At 31.3% G+C, this 19,943-nt stretch carries 15 protein-coding genes and 1 pseudogene; 12 read left to right on the top strand and 4 right to left on the bottom strand.

Annotation, left to right across the window (positions count from 1 at the left end):
• Nucleotides 1–20: 20 nt before the first annotated feature.
• A complete protein-coding gene (locus HMPREF2561_RS04050; protein WP_048761525.1) occupies nt 21–518 on the bottom strand; it encodes a universal stress protein in 498 nt (165 codons plus the stop codon).
• Between the two features lie 152 nt (nt 519–670).
• Here HMPREF2561_RS04050 and ald point away from each other — a divergent pair, with 152 nt between their 5' ends.
• Complete coding sequence (gene ald / locus HMPREF2561_RS04055; protein ID WP_049379582.1) at nt 671–1,789, top strand: alanine dehydrogenase; 1,119 nt, start codon at nt 671–673, stop codon at nt 1,787–1,789.
• Between the two features lie 88 nt (nt 1,790–1,877).
• Here ald and HMPREF2561_RS04060 read toward each other — a convergent pair whose 3' ends face one another.
• A complete protein-coding gene (locus HMPREF2561_RS04060; protein WP_070468380.1) occupies nt 1,878–2,933 on the bottom strand; it encodes a M24 family metallopeptidase in 1,056 nt (351 codons plus the stop codon).
• 129 nt (nt 2,934–3,062) lie between these two features.
• Between HMPREF2561_RS04060 and HMPREF2561_RS04065 the strand changes: the two genes are divergently transcribed.
• Nucleotides 3,063–3,752, top strand: coding sequence for a metal-dependent hydrolase (locus tag HMPREF2561_RS04065; protein ID WP_048679563.1), 690 nt, complete (start codon nt 3,063–3,065; stop codon nt 3,750–3,752).
• A gap of 58 nt (nt 3,753–3,810) precedes the next feature.
• On the opposite strand, the gene HMPREF2561_RS04070 is transcribed toward HMPREF2561_RS04065, so the two are convergent.
• A complete protein-coding gene (locus HMPREF2561_RS04070; RefSeq protein ID WP_048679566.1) occupies nt 3,811–4,224 on the bottom strand; it encodes a universal stress protein in 414 nt (137 codons plus the stop codon).
• A 216-nt stretch (nt 4,225–4,440) separates the two neighbouring features.
• Between HMPREF2561_RS04070 and HMPREF2561_RS04075 the strand changes: the two genes are divergently transcribed.
• The 8 genes and pseudogenes from HMPREF2561_RS04075 to pyk all read left to right on the top strand — a co-directional run bounded on the left by HMPREF2561_RS04075 (nt 4,441) and on the right by pyk (nt 15,321).
• Nucleotides 4,441–5,739 (top strand): DRTGG domain-containing protein, encoded by a 1,299-nt coding sequence (locus HMPREF2561_RS04075; RefSeq protein ID WP_070468382.1) that lies wholly within the window; start codon nt 4,441–4,443, stop codon nt 5,737–5,739.
• A 30-nt stretch (nt 5,740–5,769) separates the two neighbouring features.
• Nucleotides 5,770–6,708, top strand: a complete 939-nt coding sequence (locus HMPREF2561_RS04080) for a DHH family phosphoesterase (RefSeq protein WP_048761533.1) — start codon at nt 5,770–5,772, stop codon at nt 6,706–6,708.
• Nucleotides 6,709–6,728: 20 nt separating this feature from the next.
• Nucleotides 6,729–9,932: a DNA polymerase III subunit alpha gene (locus tag HMPREF2561_RS04085; protein ID WP_070468384.1), complete on the top strand. Its 3,204-nt coding sequence runs from the start codon at nt 6,729–6,731 to the stop codon at nt 9,930–9,932.
• A gap of 198 nt (nt 9,933–10,130) precedes the next feature.
• A pseudogene (locus tag HMPREF2561_RS10855) lies at nt 10,131–10,289 on the top strand (NAD-dependent malic enzyme); the annotation flags it as partial.
• A 310-nt stretch (nt 10,290–10,599) separates the two neighbouring features.
• Entirely contained in the window at nt 10,600–11,466 is an 867-nt protein-coding gene (accD, locus tag HMPREF2561_RS04090) for an acetyl-CoA carboxylase, carboxyltransferase subunit beta (RefSeq protein ID WP_017176124.1), read from the top strand.
• Complete coding sequence (locus tag HMPREF2561_RS04095; protein ID WP_017176125.1) at nt 11,459–12,403, top strand: acetyl-CoA carboxylase carboxyltransferase subunit alpha; 945 nt, start codon at nt 11,459–11,461, stop codon at nt 12,401–12,403. Before accD ends, HMPREF2561_RS04095 begins: the two co-directional genes overlap by 8 nt.
• A gap of 171 nt (nt 12,404–12,574) precedes the next feature.
• A complete protein-coding gene (gene pfkA, locus HMPREF2561_RS04100) occupies nt 12,575–13,543 on the top strand; it encodes a 6-phosphofructokinase (protein ID WP_070468386.1) in 969 nt (322 codons plus the stop codon).
• 17 nt (nt 13,544–13,560) lie between these two features.
• On the top strand, nt 13,561–15,321 hold the full coding sequence (gene pyk, locus HMPREF2561_RS04105; RefSeq protein WP_017176127.1) for a pyruvate kinase: 1,761 nt from the start codon (nt 13,561–13,563) through the stop codon (nt 15,319–15,321).
• 306 nt (nt 15,322–15,627) lie between these two features.
• Here pyk and HMPREF2561_RS04110 read toward each other — a convergent pair whose 3' ends face one another.
• Nucleotides 15,628–16,980, bottom strand: a complete 1,353-nt coding sequence (locus tag HMPREF2561_RS04110) for an amino acid permease (protein ID WP_017176128.1) — start codon at nt 16,978–16,980, stop codon at nt 15,628–15,630.
• Between the two features lie 349 nt (nt 16,981–17,329).
• Between HMPREF2561_RS04110 and HMPREF2561_RS04115 the strand changes: the two genes are divergently transcribed.
• Both HMPREF2561_RS04115 and icd read left to right on the top strand, forming a co-directional pair.
• On the top strand, nt 17,330–18,448 hold the full coding sequence (locus HMPREF2561_RS04115; RefSeq protein WP_017176129.1) for a citrate synthase: 1,119 nt from the start codon (nt 17,330–17,332) through the stop codon (nt 18,446–18,448).
• A 35-nt stretch (nt 18,449–18,483) separates the two neighbouring features.
• A complete protein-coding gene (gene icd, locus HMPREF2561_RS04120; protein WP_017176130.1) occupies nt 18,484–19,755 on the top strand; it encodes an NADP-dependent isocitrate dehydrogenase in 1,272 nt (423 codons plus the stop codon).
• Nucleotides 19,756–19,943: the final 188 nt, after the last annotated feature.

Below are 19,943 nucleotides of genomic sequence, written 5' to 3' on the forward strand. Positions count from 1 at the left end.
TATTTACATACATTACTTTATTAAGAAAATTGTTTTCTAAATTCAGGAGTTGCAACTTCAGGTTGGAAATCTTCTGGAATTTCTTCAGTACGCACGACAAGTACATCACATGGTGCATGACGAACGATTGCTTCTGAAACAGAACCAACGATAAATCGTTCTACTGCATTTAATCCTGAAGTACCACACATTATTAAATCGACACCTAATTCATTTGCTAACTTTTTAGGTATAATCGCTTTAGGTGATCCAAATTCTAAACGAGTTTCTACATTTGTAACACCTGCACGTGAAGCAACTTCCTTATAGCCTTTTAAAAGTTCATCAGAAAAACCTTTAGATTTTTCCGTGAATTGAGCATCGTACACTTCATAAGAAGAGTAAGTTCTTGAATCGATAATATTAACAATAGTTAATTGAGCATCATTACGTTTAGCAACGTCTACAGCTTTGTTGAAAGCCCATTCTGCTTCATGTGAACCATCAACTGCGATTAAAATGTTTTTATAAGTTAACATCTTAAGTCCCCCTTAACTTTTCTTAATTCAATTTTAACATAAATTTCTGAATATTTAATATTTATAATTCAACAATTATGTGGACATTGTGTATCTTTGGTGATTGCGCTTTCATTACTTTAGCGTTACCATAAGAAGTGGAGGTGGATGGAATGAAAATCGGTATTCCAAAAGAAATAAAAAATAATGAGAATAGAGTAGGTTTATCACCAAGTGGTATACATGCATTAGTTGAACAAGGACATACAGTACTTGTTGAAACAAACGCAGGTTCTGGTTCATATTTTGAAGACGAAGATTATAAACAGGCTGGTGCAGAAATAGTTAATGATGCAAAAACAACTTGGGATGTAGACATGGTGATTAAAGTAAAAGAACCATTAGAAGAAGAATATAAATATTTCAGAGAAGGTCTTATCTTATTCACATACTTACATCTTGCTAATGAAGAAAAACTTACTCAAGCATTAGTTGATAATAAAGTAGTAAGTATTGCCTACGAAACAGTTCAATTACCAGATCGTTCTTTACCTTTATTAACACCAATGAGTGAAGTTGCAGGACGTATGTCAGCTCAAATTGGTGCAGAATTCTTACAAAAAATTAACGGTGGAATGGGTATTTTACTTGGTGGCGTGCCAGGTGTACCAAAAGGCAAAGTTACTATTATTGGTGGCGGTCAAGCAGGTACAAATGCTGCTAAAATTGCTTTAGGATTAGGTGCAGATGTAACTATTTTAGATGTAAATCCTAAACGTTTAGCGGAATTAGAAGATTTGTTTGACGGTCGTGTTAATACAATAATGTCTAATCCACTTAATATTGAAAATGCAGTTAAAGAAAGTGACTTAGTTATTGGTGCAGTATTAATTCCTGGAGCGAAAGCGCCAAGTTTAGTTACTGAAGATATGATTAAACAAATGAAAGACGGTTCAGTAGTAGTCGACATTGCTATTGACCAAGGTGGGATCTTTGAAACTACTGATAAAATCACGACACATGATGATCCAACTTATGTTAAACATGGTGTTGTACATTATGCAGTAGCGAATATGCCTGGTGCAGTTCCACGTACGTCTACTATTGCTCTTAATAATGCGACTTTACCTTATGCACAGTTACTTGCTAATAAAGGTTATAAAGAGGCATTTAAAGCAAATCAACCTCTGTCATTAGGTTTAAATACGTATAAAGGTTATGTAACTAATAAAGGTGTTGCAGAAGCTTTTGATTTAACTTATACATCTATTGAAGATGCATTAAAAGAATAATCTAAATTAATTCAATAAAAAGCGGAATAGCATTCGTTATGAGTGCCTATTCCGCTTTTTTGATATAAAAGAGAGATTTAATTTTAAATTATTTATTATAATGTGTAAGTACTTCAAACCCAGTATCAGTGACTAAAATATCATCTTCAATTCTGACGCCAGCGACATCAGGCACATAAATGCCAGGTTCAATTGTAATCACCATACCTGCTTCAAGTAAATTTGTATTTGTACTTGATACATCTTGATATTCATGTTCTTCTAAACCGAGTCCATGTCCTAATCGATGAGGGAAGAAATCACCGTAACCCGCTTCTGAAATAATGTCTCTAGCAATTTTATCAATATTTTGTAAAGGGACACCTGGTTTAATTGCTTCAATAGCACTTTGTTCAGCTTTTAATACAATATCATAAATCGTTCTTGCTTCTTTACTTGGTTCACCAAATTTTACAGTTCTTGTCATATCACTACAATATTGATTATAGACTACACCTAAATCAAATAATACATATTCATTCTTAACTAATGTTCGATCTCCAGGTACACCATGTGGAGATGCAGCATGATCACCAAATAGTACCATTGTATCGAAACTCATTTCACTAACGCCATATTTTTTAATTTCATTTTCAATATGATTTACAACTTCTCTTTCAGTTACGCCTTCAGATAAAAATGAAACACCAATATCTATACATTTATCTGCAAGTTCAGCAGCTTTTTTTATATTTTCAACTTCATTTTCATCTTTAATATTTCTTAGCTTTTTAATAGTTAAATCGATATCTTCATACGCTTTAACGTTAAAGTTATTCGTAAGTTCTCGTTGACGTTTAACAGTGAGATGCTCACTTTCAATTAATAATTTATCAAATGTATGGGGTGCTAAATCGAAAGGACTCTCAGTATCTAAATAGCCAACAATATTTCCATTAAAAGGTGAATGCTTAACTTCTTCAACTTCCATTTTAGGACAATATAATGTGCATTCACCATTTGAAGTTATAAGTAACGCAAACAATCTTTCATGAGGTTCACTTCTATAACCTGTGAAGTAGAATATATTAAGTGGAGTAGTAATCCATGCTGCATCAGCATTTTTATCTTTTAATGTTGCAATAATTTCGTCTGTTTTAATCATAATACGTATCCTCCTATAGTTTAATCAATTTAATTTTACGTCTAAATAGAAATGAATTCAAAGTGTTTCAAGTTATAAATATAATTATCAGGGTATAATAATAATATTAAAATATAGGAGGTTCTATATATGAAACTTTCATTTCATGGACAGTCAACGATTTATTTTGAAAGTAATGACAAAAAAGTAATTGTTGATCCATTTATTTCTGGTAATGATAAAAGTGATTTAGATGAGCAGACATTAGATGTGGATTATATTATTTTAACGCATGGACATGGTGATCATTTTGGTGATGTAGTTGAATTAGCTAATCGTAATCATGCTACAGTGATTGGTTCTGCAGAAGTACAAGGCTATTTAACAACGTATCATGGAATTGAACACGCACATGGTATGAATATTGGCGGTAAATATCAATTTGATTTCGGTACAGTAAAATTTGTTCAAGCCTTCCACAGTTCAAGTTATACTAATGAAGATGGAATACCTGTTTATTTGGGTATGCCAATGGGCGTTATCATTGAAGCAGAAGGTAAAACAATTTACCATGCAGGAGATACTGGTTTATTTAGCGATATGAAATTAATTGCTGAACGTCATCCAGTAGATGTATGTTTTATTCCTATTGGTGATAATTTTACTATGGGTATTGAAGATGCAAGTTATGCAATAAATGAATTCATTAAACCTAAAATTTCAGTGCCTATTCATTACAATACATTCCCATTAATTGAACAAGATCCACAGAAATTTAAAGAAGCAGTATCTCAAGGAGAAGTACAAATTTTACAACCTGGTGATGAAGTGACATTTTAATGATATATAGAAAAGACGGTAAATATAGCATTTACCGTCTTTTTTTATAAGATTAAAATTATTTAACTATTAAAACAGGGATAGTAGCACGTTTAGCAACTTTATGACTAACACTACCTAAAACAAATTTCTTTTGTTGTTCAGCTTTACGGTTACTTAATACGACAATGTCATATTTACCACTATTTGCATGTTTCACCAATTCATCTTTTGGATTTCCACGAACGATAATTTGATCATAATTAATACCATAATCATCTAAAGTATGACGTGTGTGTTCAAGTCCTTGATCACGACGATGTGTCAATTTTTCGATGTGAGTCCCTCCTTTAATAGAGGCTTGGATGTCTTGTTCACCAATCGCATTCATGATTGTAACAACGGTACCTGGGCCAGCTAATTTTGAAATTTCTTTCAATGCTTTGTCATTTTTTAATTGAGTATCTACACCTAGTAATATGTTTTTATACATAGGTCATCCCTCCTTATATTTAATTATATAATTAGTGATTTAATATTTCCATCAAATTTATATTTTTATTATTTAAATTAACTTCATTTTTATACATTAAAAACAAAATGATACCGATATGTTAGTTTTTGATACTTTTGTCACATTCAAATCGATTTTTATAAATAAAAAAGTTATAATATATTAGACATTGTCTAAAAATGAAGAGGGTTGAAAATGACTAAACATGAACAAATTGTATCTTATATAGAATCATTAAATATAGGACAAAAAATTTCAGTTAGAAAAATAGCCAAAGTAATGAATGTTTCTGAAGGGACTGCTTATAGAGCAATTAAAGATGCTAGTCAACTTGGCTTTGTAACCACCATCGATAGAGTGGGTACAGTTCGGATAGATAAAAAGAGTCGCGAACAAATTGAACATCTTACTTTTCAAGAAATTGTGAATATTATTGAAGGTGACATCATAAGTGGAAAAAATGGTTTAAATAAAACTGTTAGTAAATTTGCAATTGGAGCTATGGAACTAAAAGATGTAGTAAAGTATATTGGAAATCAAACGTTATTGATTGTAGGTAACCGTCCTGAAGTTCAGATGGAAGCATTAAAAAGAGGAAGCGGTATACTTATTACCGGTGGATTTAGTACAGCTCAAAATATTATTGATTATGCAAATAAACAAGAGTTACCTATTATTTCTTCAAATTATGATACATTTTTAGTAGCTAATATCATTAATAGAGCCATGTATAATCAAATGATAAGAAAAGAGATACTTATTGTTGAAGATATCGTAAAACCTATCAATGATATGACGGTAGTGTTCGATGATATGGGTTTAGAAGACTATATTTCTCGTGCAAAAGTCACAGGACATTCTCGTTTTCCAGTAGTAAATAAAGATTGGAAACTTGTGGGAATTGTAACGAGTAAAGAAATTATTCATATGAACGAAGATGATAAGATTAATAAAGTCATGACAAGACGACCTATCAATGTTGAATTAACAACTACAGTAGCGAGTTGTGCTCATATAATGATTTGGGATGGAATTGAAATTTTACCTGTCACAACAAGAAATAAAAAAGCAATAGGTGTTATTACACGAAATGATGTGTTAAAAGCAATGCAATTAATTGGAAGACAACCTCAAATTGGAGAAACCATTATCGATCAAATTGCCAAACATATCTCAATAAATCATAATGAGACTTCAGTTAAAATTTCACCAGTTTTAACCAACCAATATGGTACGTTGAGTAAAGCAATATGTGTCGCAATTATTGAAGAAACAATTAAACATGAATTGCGTAAGTATAAAAAAGTAGATGTTATGATTGAAAGCTTGAATATCATTTATATTAAAAATGTCGCAATTGAAAGTACGCTTGATGTAAAGTATAACATGTTAGATGTAGGAAGAAATTTTGCTAAATTAGAGGTCACTATGACTTGTAAAAATGAGAAAGTTGCAAATGCAATGATTATATGTCAAATGTTTGAAGGTGTTTAAAATAGTTTTTGAAATTAAAGGAGAAAAGAAATGGTAGAAATTTTTAATAAAATAATGAATGAAATTGATAAATATGAAACTGTTATTATTCATAGACACGTTCGTCCTGATCCAGATGCATATGGTTCACAGTTAGGCTTAAAATATTATTTGCAACGTAAATTTCCAGAAAAGTCTATTTATGCAGTTGGGCAACCAGAATCTTCTTTAGCATTTATAGGGGATTTAGACAGAGTTAGAGATGATATGTATCAAAACGCTCTAGTGATTGTTTGTGACACAGCAAATGCACCTCGTATCGATGATCAAAGATTTAATCAAGGCAAAGATTTAATTAAAATTGATCACCATCCTGCTACTGATCAATATGGCAGAATAAATTATGTAGATACTAATGCAAGTTCAACAAGCGAAATCATTTTTGATTTTATTACACATTTTAATGATATTAATATTATCGATGAATCTGTCGCACGTGTTCTATATTTAGGAATTGTCGGAGACACAGGTCGTTTTTTATTTAGTAATACCACACCACATACTATGAAGGTTGCTAGTCGTTTGCTAGAATTTCCATTTAATCATAATGAGATATTAAATCAATTGGGTGAGAAAGATCCAAAACTTATGCCATTCCAAGGATATATTTTACAAAATTTCCAATTAAGTGAAGATCATCAATATTGCCAAATAAAGATTACTAAAGACGTCCTAAACCAATTTCAAATTGCACCTAACGAAGCATCTCAGTTTGTTAATACCGTAGCGGATATCAAAGGTCTAAAAATATGGATGTTTGGTGTTGATGAAGGTGATCAAATTAGATGTCGATTACGTTCTAAAGGAATTACTATTAATGATATAGCTAATCAATTTGGCGGTGGAGGACATCCAAATGCATCTGGAGTCTCTGTTGAAAATTGGGAACAATTTGAGACTTTAGGTGAAGCCTTACGCCAAAAACTATAAATTACGAAAGGAAGTCATATATGTTTGTACATTTGAATATTCATTCAACATATGATTTATTATATTCAAGTTTAAAAATTAACGATGTTGTATCAAAGGCAAAAGAAAATAGATATCAAGCACTTGCAATTACTGATACGAACGTATTATATGGCTTCCCTAAGTTTTATGACGCATGTGTTAAAGAGGGAATTAAGCCAATATTTGGAATGACTGTAATGGTTTCTGATGAAATTAGCACAATTGAAACAGTATTATTCGCAAAGAATAATGAAGGTCTCCATGCTCTGTATCAACTTTCTTCTGCAATAAATATGAAACAAAAGACTACGATACCCCTAAAATGGCTACAAAAATATAGTTATCATCTTGCTATTGTTTTTAAAGATGCTCATGCGTCTCATCAATCGTTAATTCAAACACTAAAGAATAATGAGTCAGTATTCATAAATCACACAAGTCAATTAGATTTTTCAGACGATAAAATTGTCTTTCTTAATAATGCAAGATATTTAAATCCTGAAGATGCAGATACAATACCTGCATTAAAAGCAATAAAAAACAATACAAAATTGGATTTAGTAAATGATATTAAGGATGCTCATGAATATTTTCCAACTAGTGAAAATATTAAAGCATTTCAATTGTCTGAAAAAATAATAGCTAATACAAAGGCTTTAGCTGATGAGTGTAACGCAGAAATTCAATATCATCAAAATCTATTGCCTAACTTTAAAACCCCTAATCAACAAAGTACTAAATCCTATCTTTTAGAAAAGTTAAAATATAGTCTTAAAGAATTTAAATTAGATAAAGATCAGCGATATATTGACCGATTACATCATGAATATTCAATAATAACGAATATGGGATTCGAAGATTATTTTTTGATAGTGAGCGATTTAATACATTTTGCTAAAACGCATGACGTGATGGTTGGACCTGGACGTGGTTCATCTGCAGGATCTTTAGTCAGTTACTTATTAGGTATCACAACTATTGATCCAATTAAATTTGATTTATTATTCGAGCGCTTTTTAAATCCAGAACGTGTCACTATGCCAGACATTGATATCGATTTTGAGGATACAAGAAGAGAAAAAGTGATTCAGTACGTACAAGAAAAGTATGGTCAATATCACGTATCAGGTATCGTCACTTTTGGTCACCTATTAGCAAGAGCTGTAGCGAGAGATGTAGGCCGTATTATTGGTTTTGACGAAAAAACGTTAAATGAAATATCGAATTTAATCCCACATCAATTAGGTATTACACTAGAAGAAGCCTATCAAAATGAAAAATTTAAAGCATTTGTTCATAAAAGTTATCGTCATGAAAAATGGTTTGAAATTAGTAAAAAACTAGAAGGCTTACCACGTCATACATCTACCCATGCTGCAGGAATAATTATTAATGATAAACCATTGTATCATTTTGCTCCTTTAACAATGGGGGATACAGGTATATTGACTCAATGGACAATGACTGAAGCAGAACGATTAGGTTTATTAAAAATTGATTTTCTTGGTCTTAGAAATTTATCAATTATTCATCAAATTATCACTCAAGTAAAAAAAGATTTAAATATTGATATCGATATAGAACGAATCCCTTTTAATGATCAAAAAGTATTTAAATTATTGTCTCTAGGAAACACTACAGGTATATTTCAATTAGAATCAGAAGGTGTTAGAAAAGTATTGATGGAATTACAGCCTGAACACTTTGAAGATATCGTTGCTGTAACATCATTGTATAGACCCGGTCCAATGCAAGAAATACCTACATACATATCAAGAAGACATCGTCAAAGTGACATTAAATACTTACATCCTGATTTGGAGCCTATTTTAAAGAAGACATATGGCGTCATTATTTATCAAGAACAAATCATGCAAATTGCTAGTCAATTCGCTAATTTTAGTTATGGTCAAGCAGATATATTAAGACGTGCAATGAGTAAAAAAAATAGAGCTATCCTAGAAAGTGAACGTCAACACTTTATTGAAGGGGCTGTAAGTAATAATTATGATGCATCAATTAGTGAACGTATTTTCGAACTAATATTAAAATTTGCGGATTATGGTTTTCCTAGAGCTCATGCGGTGAGTTATTCTAAAATTGCGTATATCATGGCTTATTTAAAAGTGCATTATCCTAATTATTTCTACGCGAATATTCTTAGTAATGTTATAGGTAATGAAACAAAAACGGCAATAATAATAGAAGAAGCTAAAACTCAAAGTTTAAATATTTTACCTCCAGATATTAATAAAAGTCATTGGTTTTACAAAGCGACAGAAAAAAATATTTATTTATCGTTGGGCGCAATAAAAGGTGTCGGATATCAAAGCGTCAAATCTATAGTAGACGAACGAATTGAAAATGGATTGTATAAAGACTTTTTTGATTTCACCAGAAGAATTCCTAAAAGAATTAAAACTAGAAAATTATTAGAAGCATTAATATGTGTGGGCGCATTTGATTCATTTGGTAAAACTAGATCAACACTATTATCTACAATTGACGAAGTTATTGATCAAGTTTCGAATGTTGAACAAGATGAATTTTTATTTAATATGTTAACACCGAAGCAAGCCTATGAAGATAAAGAGGAATTCAGTGATCAAATCATTAGTGATTATGAAAAAGAATACTTAGGATTTTATATTTCTAACCATCCAGTTGAAAAATTATTTTATATCAAACAATATTTAGGTATTTTTACGATTAAGAATAGTTTAGATTATCAACCTATACTTGTTCAGGTTAATCAATTTAAGCAAATAAGAACAAAAACTGGACAACATATGGCGTTCTTAGTTCTAGATGATGGTAGAACCACTATTGATGGTGTTTTGTTTCCAGATAAGTACAAACAATATGAGACAATGAGTCAACAACAAAATGATATTCTAGTCGTTCATGGCAAATTTGAAGAACGAAATCAAAAGAGACAAATTATCATTCAAAATATGGATACAATTAACGACTTTGAAAATAACAAATTATCTCAAGCCAAACAAATAGTGATTAGAAACGTCAATCAATTAGAAGATATTAAATCATTTTTAATAGATCAGACTACACATAACGATTTAGAAGTAGTTTTATTTAATGAAATGCAACAACAAACTCAATCTTTAGGATTTTTACAAAAAGAAATGGAACAAGTCGAAAGGTTTATAAAGATGTTCAAGCCAAGTGACATCAGAATTATATAACTTTTATATGCAAAAAAATTATGATATAGTTAGTTGATGGTTATAAATAAAGAAGAATTAATAATTTTATTGATTTTTTTATCTCTTGATTTAATAACATGTAGCATATAAAAATGGTTTTTAAAATTGAACTTAATTGTTACAAAAATCCTTCTTTTCAAAAGTAATTTAATTATAAATCAATTAGAGATTGATTAAATGTTTTTAAGAGACGATGCATTACAAATGCATAAAGAGAATCAAGGTAAATTAAAAACTACACCTTATGTTAAAGTAACCAATATAGAAGAGCTAAGTTTAGCATACTCTATAGAGGCAGTAGAATCGTGTAAAGAAAGCTATGAAGAATCAAGGAAGTAGTGCTAAAGTAGTAGGAACGAGACGACCTTATTTTCGAAATCAAATTAATAAGATATTAGCTTATCTAGGTGTTTTTAGAGTTGTTTTAGATATTGAATCTACTCCTTTCGATTAAAGAGTGACACCATCAGCGACACAAGATTTAACACAATCTGCTATGGAATTAGGTGTTGCATGTATTGAAGTAGATTTCCATGACGTATATGATAAAACAATGAAGTTAACAGATTTAAAATAAAGTAAGCGAATTTAAAAGTAACTATTTAAAATAACGAAATTATTGAGTGAGTTATGCGGAGGTTTACGCATGTTTAAAGATTTTTTTAATAGAAGTAGTAAAAAAAAGAAATATTTAACGGTACCGGATTCTAAACAAAATGACGTACCAGCGGGTATCATGACTAAATGTCCTAATTGTAAAAAAATAATGTATACAAAAGAACTAACTGAAAATTTAAATGTATGCTTTAATTGTGATCATCATATCGCACTTCCTGCATACAAAAGAATAGAAGCTATTTCAGATGAAAATTCGTTCAAAGAATTCGATAAAGAAATGACATCTTCTAATCCTTTAGATTTTCCTGGTTATCAAGAAAAGGTGGAAAAAGATCAAAAGAAAACGGGTTTAAATGAAGCCATCGTAACTGGTACAGCAGAATTAGATAGCGTGAAATATGGCATTGCAGTTATGGACTCACGATTTAGAATGGGAAGTATGGGTTCAGTCGTAGGGGAAAAAATCTGTAGAATCGTTGATTATTGTACTGAACATCGGTTACCATTTGTATTATTTTCTGCAAGTGGTGGTGCCAGAATGCAAGAAGGTATTATTTCATTAATGCAAATGGGAAAAACAAGTGTATCATTAAAACGACATTCTGATGCTGGATTATTATATGTTTCTTATTTAACACATCCTACTACTGGTGGTGTATCAGCTAGTTTTGCTTCTGTGGGTGATATTAACCTAAGCGAACCTAAGGCTTTAATCGGTTTTGCTGGACGTAGAGTTATAGAACAAACAATTAACGAAAAATTGCCGGAAGATTTTCAAACTGCTGAGTTTTTATTAGAACATGGTCAATTAGATAAAGTTGTGCATAGAAAAGACATGAAAGCAACACTTTCTGAAATTTTAAAACTACATCAAGAGGTGAAGACGAATGCTTGATTTCGAGAAATCTTTATATGAGATTAAAGAAAAGATTAATTCATTGAAGGAATCTCAAGAAAAAAATGACGTCGACTTACAAGATGAAATTGATTTGTTAGAAGCCTCTTTGGAAAGAGAAAGAAAAAAAATATACACCAATTTAAAACCTTGGGATCGAGTACAAATTGCAAGACTTCAAGAAAGACCTACAACACTTGATTATATTCCATATATCTTTGATTCATTCATTGAATTACATGGAGATCGTAATTTTAGAGATGATCCTGCGATGATTGGTGGAATAGGATATCTCAACAATCAACCGGTAACTATCATAGGTCAGCAACGAGGGAAAGATACTAAAGATAATATTTATCGTAATTTTGGAATGGCTCATCCTGAAGGTTACCGTAAAGCTTTACGCTTAATGAAACAAGCTGAAAAATTTAATCGTCCTATTTTTACGTTTATTGATACAAAAGGTGCATATCCGGGAAAAGCAGCTGAAGAACGAGGGCAAAGTGAATCAATTGCGAAAAATTTAATTGAGATGGCTTCTCTTAAAGTACCTGTGATTGGTGTTGTAATCGGTGAAGGTGGAAGCGGTGGTGCGCTTGGTATTGGTATAACTAATAAATTATTAATGCTTGAAAATAGTACTTATTCTGTTATTTCTCCAGAAGGGGCGGCAGCATTACTTTGGAAAGATAGCTCTTTAGCAAAAATGGCTGCTGAAACGATGAAAATTACTGCAAAAGATTTACTGGAACTAAACGTGGTAGATGAAGTTATTAATGAACCACAAGGCGGCGCTCACAGAGACGTCGTTTTTCAAGCAAAACAAATTAAACAATCTTTTATTCATCAGCTTAATGAATTAAATAAATTAGATGGACAAGCTTTAGCGAATCATCGATTTAATAAATTTAGAAATATTGGTACCTTTATTAATTAACACAGAATGACTAGAAATTTAATTAAAATTTCTAGTCATTTTTTTATATAAATTAAATTAAAAATTTAAAACGTTTACATATATATAATCTATCAATATTAATGGAATAGATAATAAAATTATGGTAATTTATACATGAAGATTATTATAGTTAGGAAAGGGTATGTCGCTATGAAGAGAATTGCGGTATTAACAAGTGGTGGAGATTCACCAGGCATGAATGCTGCTGTTAGAGCAGTCGTACGAAAAGCAATTTATAATAATATCGAAGTTTTTGGTGTTTATCAGGGTTATCAAGGTTTACTTGATGATAATATCCACAAACTTGAATTAGGAAGTGTTGGAGATACGATTCAACGAGGAGGAACTTTTCTATATTCTGCTAGATGTCCTCAGTTTAAAGATGAGAGTGTAAGACAAAAAGGGATTGAGAACTTACACAAGCATGGTATTGAAGGACTTGTAGTAGTCGGTGGAGATGGCAGTTATAGAGGTGCTCAACGTATTAGCGAAGAAACAACCGATATAAAAACAATTGGTATCCCTGGAACAATTGATAATGATATTAATGGTACTGATTTCACTATTGGTTTCGATACAGCATTAAATACGATTATTGACTGTGTCGATAAAATCAGAGATACTGCTTCAAGTCATGCGAGAACTTTTGTTGTAGAAGTAATGGGACGTGATTGTGGTGATTTAGCACTGTGGGCTGGATTGTCAGTAGGTGCTGAAACAATCTTAGTTCCAGAAGAGCACACAGATATTAAAGATGTTGCTGAAAAAATTGAAAGTGGTATTAAACGTGGAAAAAAACATTCTATCGTTATGGTAGCAGAAGGTTGTATGAGTGGCCATGAATGTGCAGAACAATTAACTAAATATATCAATGTTGATGCACGTGTATCTGTTCTTGGTCACATCCAACGTGGTGGTAGTCCATCTGGTGTAGATCGAGTACTTGCTTCAAGATTAGGCGGTTATGCTATAGAATTGTTAATGCAAGGTCAAACAGGATTCGGTGTAGGTATACAAAATAACCAACTTACAGCAACACCATTTGATGAAATTTTCAATAATGAAAGCCATAAATTCAACACTCGTATTTATGACTTAGCAAAAGAATTATCTATATAATTTAGGAGGCTTTTATAATGAGAAAGACTAAAATTGTATGTACTATAGGACCTGCTTCAGAGTCTGAGGAAATGTTAGAAAAATTAATGAATGCTGGAATGAACGTTGCACGTTTAAATTTCTCTCATGGTAGTCATGAAGAACATAAAGCACGTATTGATTCAATTCGTAAAGTATCTAAAAAATTAGGTAAAACTATTGGTATTTTATTAGATACTAAAGGACCTGAAATTCGTACACATGATATGAAAGACGGCTTGATTGTACTTGAAAAAGGTAAAGAAGTTATTGTGAGTATGTCTCAAGTTGAAGGTACACCTGAAAAATTCTCAGTCACATATGAAGATTTAATTAATGATGTTCAAATTGGATCATACATTTTATTAGATGATGGTTTAGTAGAATTACAAGTTAAAGATATTGATAAAGATAAAGGCGAAGTTAAATGTGATATCTTAAATACTGGTGAATTAAAAAATAAAAAAGGTGTAAACTTACCTGGTGTTAAAGTAAACTTACCTGGTATCACTGATAAAGATGCTGCAGATATTAAATTTGGTATTAAAGAAGATATTGATTACATTGCAGCAAGCTTTGTACGTCGTCCTAGTGATGTATTAGATATTCGCGAAATTTTAGAACAAGAAAATAATGATAATATTACGATCTTCCCTAAAATTGAAAACCAAGAAGGTATTGACAATATCGAAGAGATTTTAGAAGTATCTGATGGTTTAATGGTTGCGCGTGGTGACATGGGTGTTGAAATTCCACCTGAATCTGTGCCAATCGTTCAAAAAGATTTAATTAGAAAATGTAATAAATTAGGAAAACCTGTCATTACTGCAACTCAAATGCTTGATTCAATGCAACGTAATCCACGTGCAACAAGAGCTGAAGCAAGTGACGTTGCTAATGCAATCTATGATGGTACAGATGCAGTTATGTTATCTGGTGAAACAGCTGCAGGACAATATCCTGAAGAAGCAGTTAAAACAATGAGAAATATCGCAATTTCAGCTGAAGCTGCTCAAGATTACAAAAAATTATTATCTGATCGTACTAAATTAGTAGAAACATCATTAGTAAATGCGATTGGTGTATCTGTAGCACATACTGCTCTAAACTTAAATGTTAAAGCAATTGTAGCTGCAACTGAAAGTGGTTCAACAGCGATTACAATTTCTAAATATCGTCCACATTCAGATATTATTGCAGTAACACCTAGTGAACATACTGCAAGACAATTAGCACTAGTATGGGGTGCATATCCAGTTGTTAAAAAAGGACGTAAAACAACAGATGATTTATTAAATAATGCAGTAGCAACAGCTGTTGCTACTGAAAAAGTTGGTAATGGTGATTTAATTATCATTACTGCTGGCGTTCCAACTGGTGAAAAAGGTACGACTAATATGATGAAATTACATTTAGTAGGTGATGAAATTGCTAAAGGTCAAGGTGTTGGTCGTGGATCAACAACTGGTAAAACAGTGATTTCTAAAACTGCTAGTGATTTAGAAGGAAAAGACCTAAGTGAATCAATTATTGTGACTAATTCAGTAGACGAAAGTTATGTTCCATATGTTGAAAAAGCTGCAGGTTTAATTACTGAAGAAAACGGTATAACATCACCAAGTGCAATCGTTGGACTTGAACAAGGTATCCCAACTATTATTGGTGTTGAAAATGCAACTAAAGAATTGAAAAATGACTTATTAATTACTGTTGATGCAAATCAAGGTAGAATTTTTGAAGGGTATGCGAATGTCCTTTAATTAAACAACTGTATAAGTATGTTTAATTAAAATGCTAGAAGAGCGAGAATAACCACATTAGTGGATAAAATTCTCGCTCTTTTTTATATTATTTAAACATATTAAAAAAGTGGAATAGAGCCGTATTCGTCGTCCCACCTTGCGTTGAACGTAGATTTTCATTAAGAAAATCTCTATGTTGGGGATAGTAGTGTTTAAAAATGCTTATTACAAGAGTATTTCAATTCAGACATCGACTGCATTAACATAAAAATGACTGGAACATTATCAATTGTTCCAGTCATTTTTTATATTGATATTTTAATGTTAATTTGCTACTTTTTTATATCTTAAATACATAATACCTAAAATAATAAACCAAATGGGTGTTAAGAAAATAGCGTTTCTTGTTGTTGCATTTACAAATAGTAAACAAAACACAAATATGAAGAATGCTAAAATAATATAGGCCATATATTTTCCACCAGGAAGTTTGAATTTTGCTTTTTTATGTAATTCAGGATTTTTTCTATGATAATTAATATAAGCCCAAATAATTAAAGCCCACACGATAATAAATAATACTGTTGAAATTGTTGTAACATATGTAAATACTAGCGTTGCATTTGGAAAAATATAGTTTAATAATGCTGTCACCAATAATAACGCAGATGATACTATAATTGCGATATGTGGTACACCTTGTTTGTTAGTACTTTTAAATATAGAAGGCGCTTGTTTTTGTTCAGATAATCCAAATAACATACGACTATTTGAGAAGATACCACTATTACAAGATGAAGCAGCAGCAGTTAAAACTACAAAGTTAATTAATCCAGCTGCAAACGGAATACCAATTAATGAGAACAATCTAACAAATGGGCTCTCATTTGGATCCACTTTGTCCCAAGGAATAATAGACATAATGACTGCTAAAGCACCTACATAGAAAATTAAAATTCTAATTGGTACTGCATCTATAGCTTTAGGTATTGTTTTTTCTGGATCTTTAGTTTCACCAGCGGTTACCCCAATCATTTCAATACCAACAAATGAGAATAAAGCCATTTGGAATGACATAAAGAAACCAGAGGTTCCATTGGTAAAAATACCATGTTTATAAAGATTAGTTAAACTTGCATGTCCAAATTGAGTTTTATAAGCAAATAAAATCATTATTGCACCAATGACGATTAAAGCTATAATAGTTATAATTTTAATAATAGCAAACCAGAATTCTAATTCTCCAAATAATTTTGCACTTAATAAGTTAAAAACCATTAATATTAATACGCAAAACAGAGCAGTAATCCAGTTTGGTATAGTTGGAAACCAGAAACTAACATATTTAGCAACTGCAGTTACTTCTGCCATTCCCGTTATAATCCAGCATAACCAATATGTCCATCCAGTAACGAATCCTGCAAACGGTCCAATATACTCGTTTGTTACATCAGCAAATGATTTAAAACGAGTATTTTGAATGATGATTTCTCCAAGACCTCTCATAAACATAAATAGCATGAATCCAATAATGATATAGGTTAATAGAATAGAAGGTCCAGTCATAGCTATAGTTTGACCTGCACCTAAGAATAATCCAGTTCCGATAGCGCCACCAAGAGCAATCAATTGTACATGACGATTACTTAATCCTCTTTGTAATTTTTCTTCTGCCATAAGACAACTCCCTTACATTTAATTAATATTAATTATGCACTTATATATTAAATTCGACAATTATTTTTCTAAATTTTTTCTAAAAATTTTATTAACATTGAGTTAATAAAAAATAATCATTGTTGATAAATAATTAAAATATTCATTATTTTCATATAAGTCAACCTTGTCTTACTATTCATAAATAGCTTTATAACGATTTTTACTATCATTATAATTAAAATTAATATATAAATAATTTACCAATGAAAATTTAAACCACATATATAATTATTCACAAAACTTATAATTTTAGATATACTATTTTATGAAAGCCATTACATTATGTAAAAGAAAAGGGGAATTACTTATGGCAGAATTACAAAAAGGTTTAGAAGGGGTTATCGCAGCAGAAACTAAAATTAGTTCAATTATTGACAGTCAATTAACTTATTCAGGATATGATATTGATGATTTAGCTGAAAATGCTCAATTTGAAGAAATCATGTTCTTATTATGGAATTATAGATTACCAACACAAGAAGAACTTGAAGAATTAAAAGAGAAACTTAAACAATATATGACATTAAATCCAAGGGTATATAAGCATTTTGAAGAATATGCTACGGATGATGTACATCCAATGACTGCATTACGTACCTCTGTTTCTTATATTGCACACTTTGATCCAGATGCTGAAGAGGAAACAGATGAAAGTCGAAAAAATCGAGCTATTCGTATCCAAGCAAAGATTGCATCATTAGTTACAGCGTTTTCACGCGTGCGAGAAGGAAAGGAACCTGTTAAGCCCAATTCTGATTTAAGCTATGCAGCAAACTTCTTGTATATGTTAAAAGGGGAATTGCCATCTGATACTGAAGTTGAAGCTTTTAATAAAGCTTTAATATTACATGCTGATCATGAACTTAATGCTTCAGCATTTACAGCAAGATGCGCAGTATCATCTTTATCTGATATGTATTCAGGTATTGTAGCAGCAATTGGTTCATTAAAAGGCCCTTTACATGGTGGAGCAAATGAACAAGTTATGAAAATGCTATCAGAAGTTAAATCACTTGATGAAGTAGATAATTATTTAGATAAGAAACTCGCTAACAAAGAAAAAATCATGGGATTCGGTCATCGTGTATATAAAGAGGGAGATCCACGTGCCAAGTACTTAAAAGAAATGAGTCGAAAAATAACTTCTGAAACTGGACATAACGAATTATATGAAATTTCTCTTGCAATTGAAAAGCGTATGCATGATGAAAAAGGTTTAATTCCAAATGTAGACTTCTTTAGTGCAACTGTTTATCATAGCATGGAAATTCCACACGATATTTTTACACCTATCTTTGCTGTAAGTCGTACTGCAGGATGGACCGCGCATATTTTAGAACAATATCGTGATAATCGAATTATTCGTCCGCGTGCAAAATATGTTGGAGAAACAAATCGTAAATATGTAGCAGTAGAAGAAAGATAAAATATTTCAAAATTTAATTTATGGAGGCTTTTATAATGGCAGCTGAAAAAATTACTAGAGCAAATGATGAATTATTAAATGTACCTAATGAACCAATTATTCCATTTATTATTGGGGATGGTATCGGTCCTGATATTTGGAAAGCAGCTAGTCGTGTTGTTGATGCGGCGGTTGAAAAAGCATATAACGGTGAAAAGCGTATTGAGTGGAAAGAGGTATTAGCTGGTCAAAAAGCGTACGATGAAACTGGTGAATGGTTACCACAAGAAACTTTAGATACCATCAAAGAATACTTAATCGCAATTAAAGGGCCATTAACTACACCAATTGGCGGAGGCATTCGTTCTTTAAATGTAGCATTAAGACAAGAATTGGATTTGTTTACTTGTCTTCGTCCAGTACGTTGGTTTAAAGGTGTACCTTCACCAGTAAAACGTCCTCAAGATGTTGATATGGTTATCTTCCGTGAAAATACTGAGGATATTTATGCTGGAATTGAATTTAAAGAAGGAACAGAAGAAGTTAAAAAAGTTATTGACTTCTTACAAAATGAAATGGGTGCTACAAATATTCGTTTTCCCGAAACTTCTGGTATTGGTATTAAACCAGTTTCTAAAGAAGGAACCGAACGTTTAGTAAGATCAGCTATTCAATATGCAATTGATAATAACCGTAAATCAGTAACATTAGTTCACAAAGGTAATATTATGAAGTTTACAGAAGGATCATTTAAACAATGGGGTTATGATTTAGCTCATAACGAATTTTCTGATAAAGTATTTACTTGGCAACAATATGATGACATTGCTGAAAAAGATGGTAAAGATGCTGCAAATGACGCACAACAACAAGCTGAAAAAGACGGTAAAATTATTATTAAAGATTCAATAGCAGATATTTTCTTACAACAAATTTTAACACGTCCAGCAGAACATGATGTAGTAGCTACAATGAACTTAAATGGCGACTATATCTCAGATGCACTTGCTGCACAAGTAGGAGGAATCGGTATTGCTCCTGGTGCTAATATTAACTATGAGACAGGGCATGCTATTTTTGAAGCAACACATGGTACAGCACCAAAGTATGCTAACTTAAATAAAGTGAATCCATCATCTGAATTATTAAGTTCTGTATTAATGTTAGAACATTTAGGATGGCAAGAAGCGGCTGATAAAATTACTGATGCTATTGAAGCTACAATTGCTTCTAAAATTGTGACATATGATTTTGCTCGCTTAATGGACAGAGCTACTGAAGTATCAACTTCAGAATTTGCCGATGAATTGATTAAAAACTTAAAATAATATTTATTTTGATAAAACAGTCTAAGATGGATTTTGATGTCTTAGACTGTTTTTGTTCATTATTAATAAATATCAAAACAAGATTAACGAAAAATATTCTTAACAAATTGAAAATAATAAGTAAATGTTAAGTTTATGTAAATTCAATATATTGTATGTTATTTTTATTTAAATTTCAGTTATAATAA

Origin of the sequence: Staphylococcus sp. HMSC069E10 (assembly GCF_001809205.1) — a bacterium.
Classification (GTDB): Bacteria; Bacillota; Bacilli; order Staphylococcales; family Staphylococcaceae; genus Staphylococcus; species Staphylococcus hominis.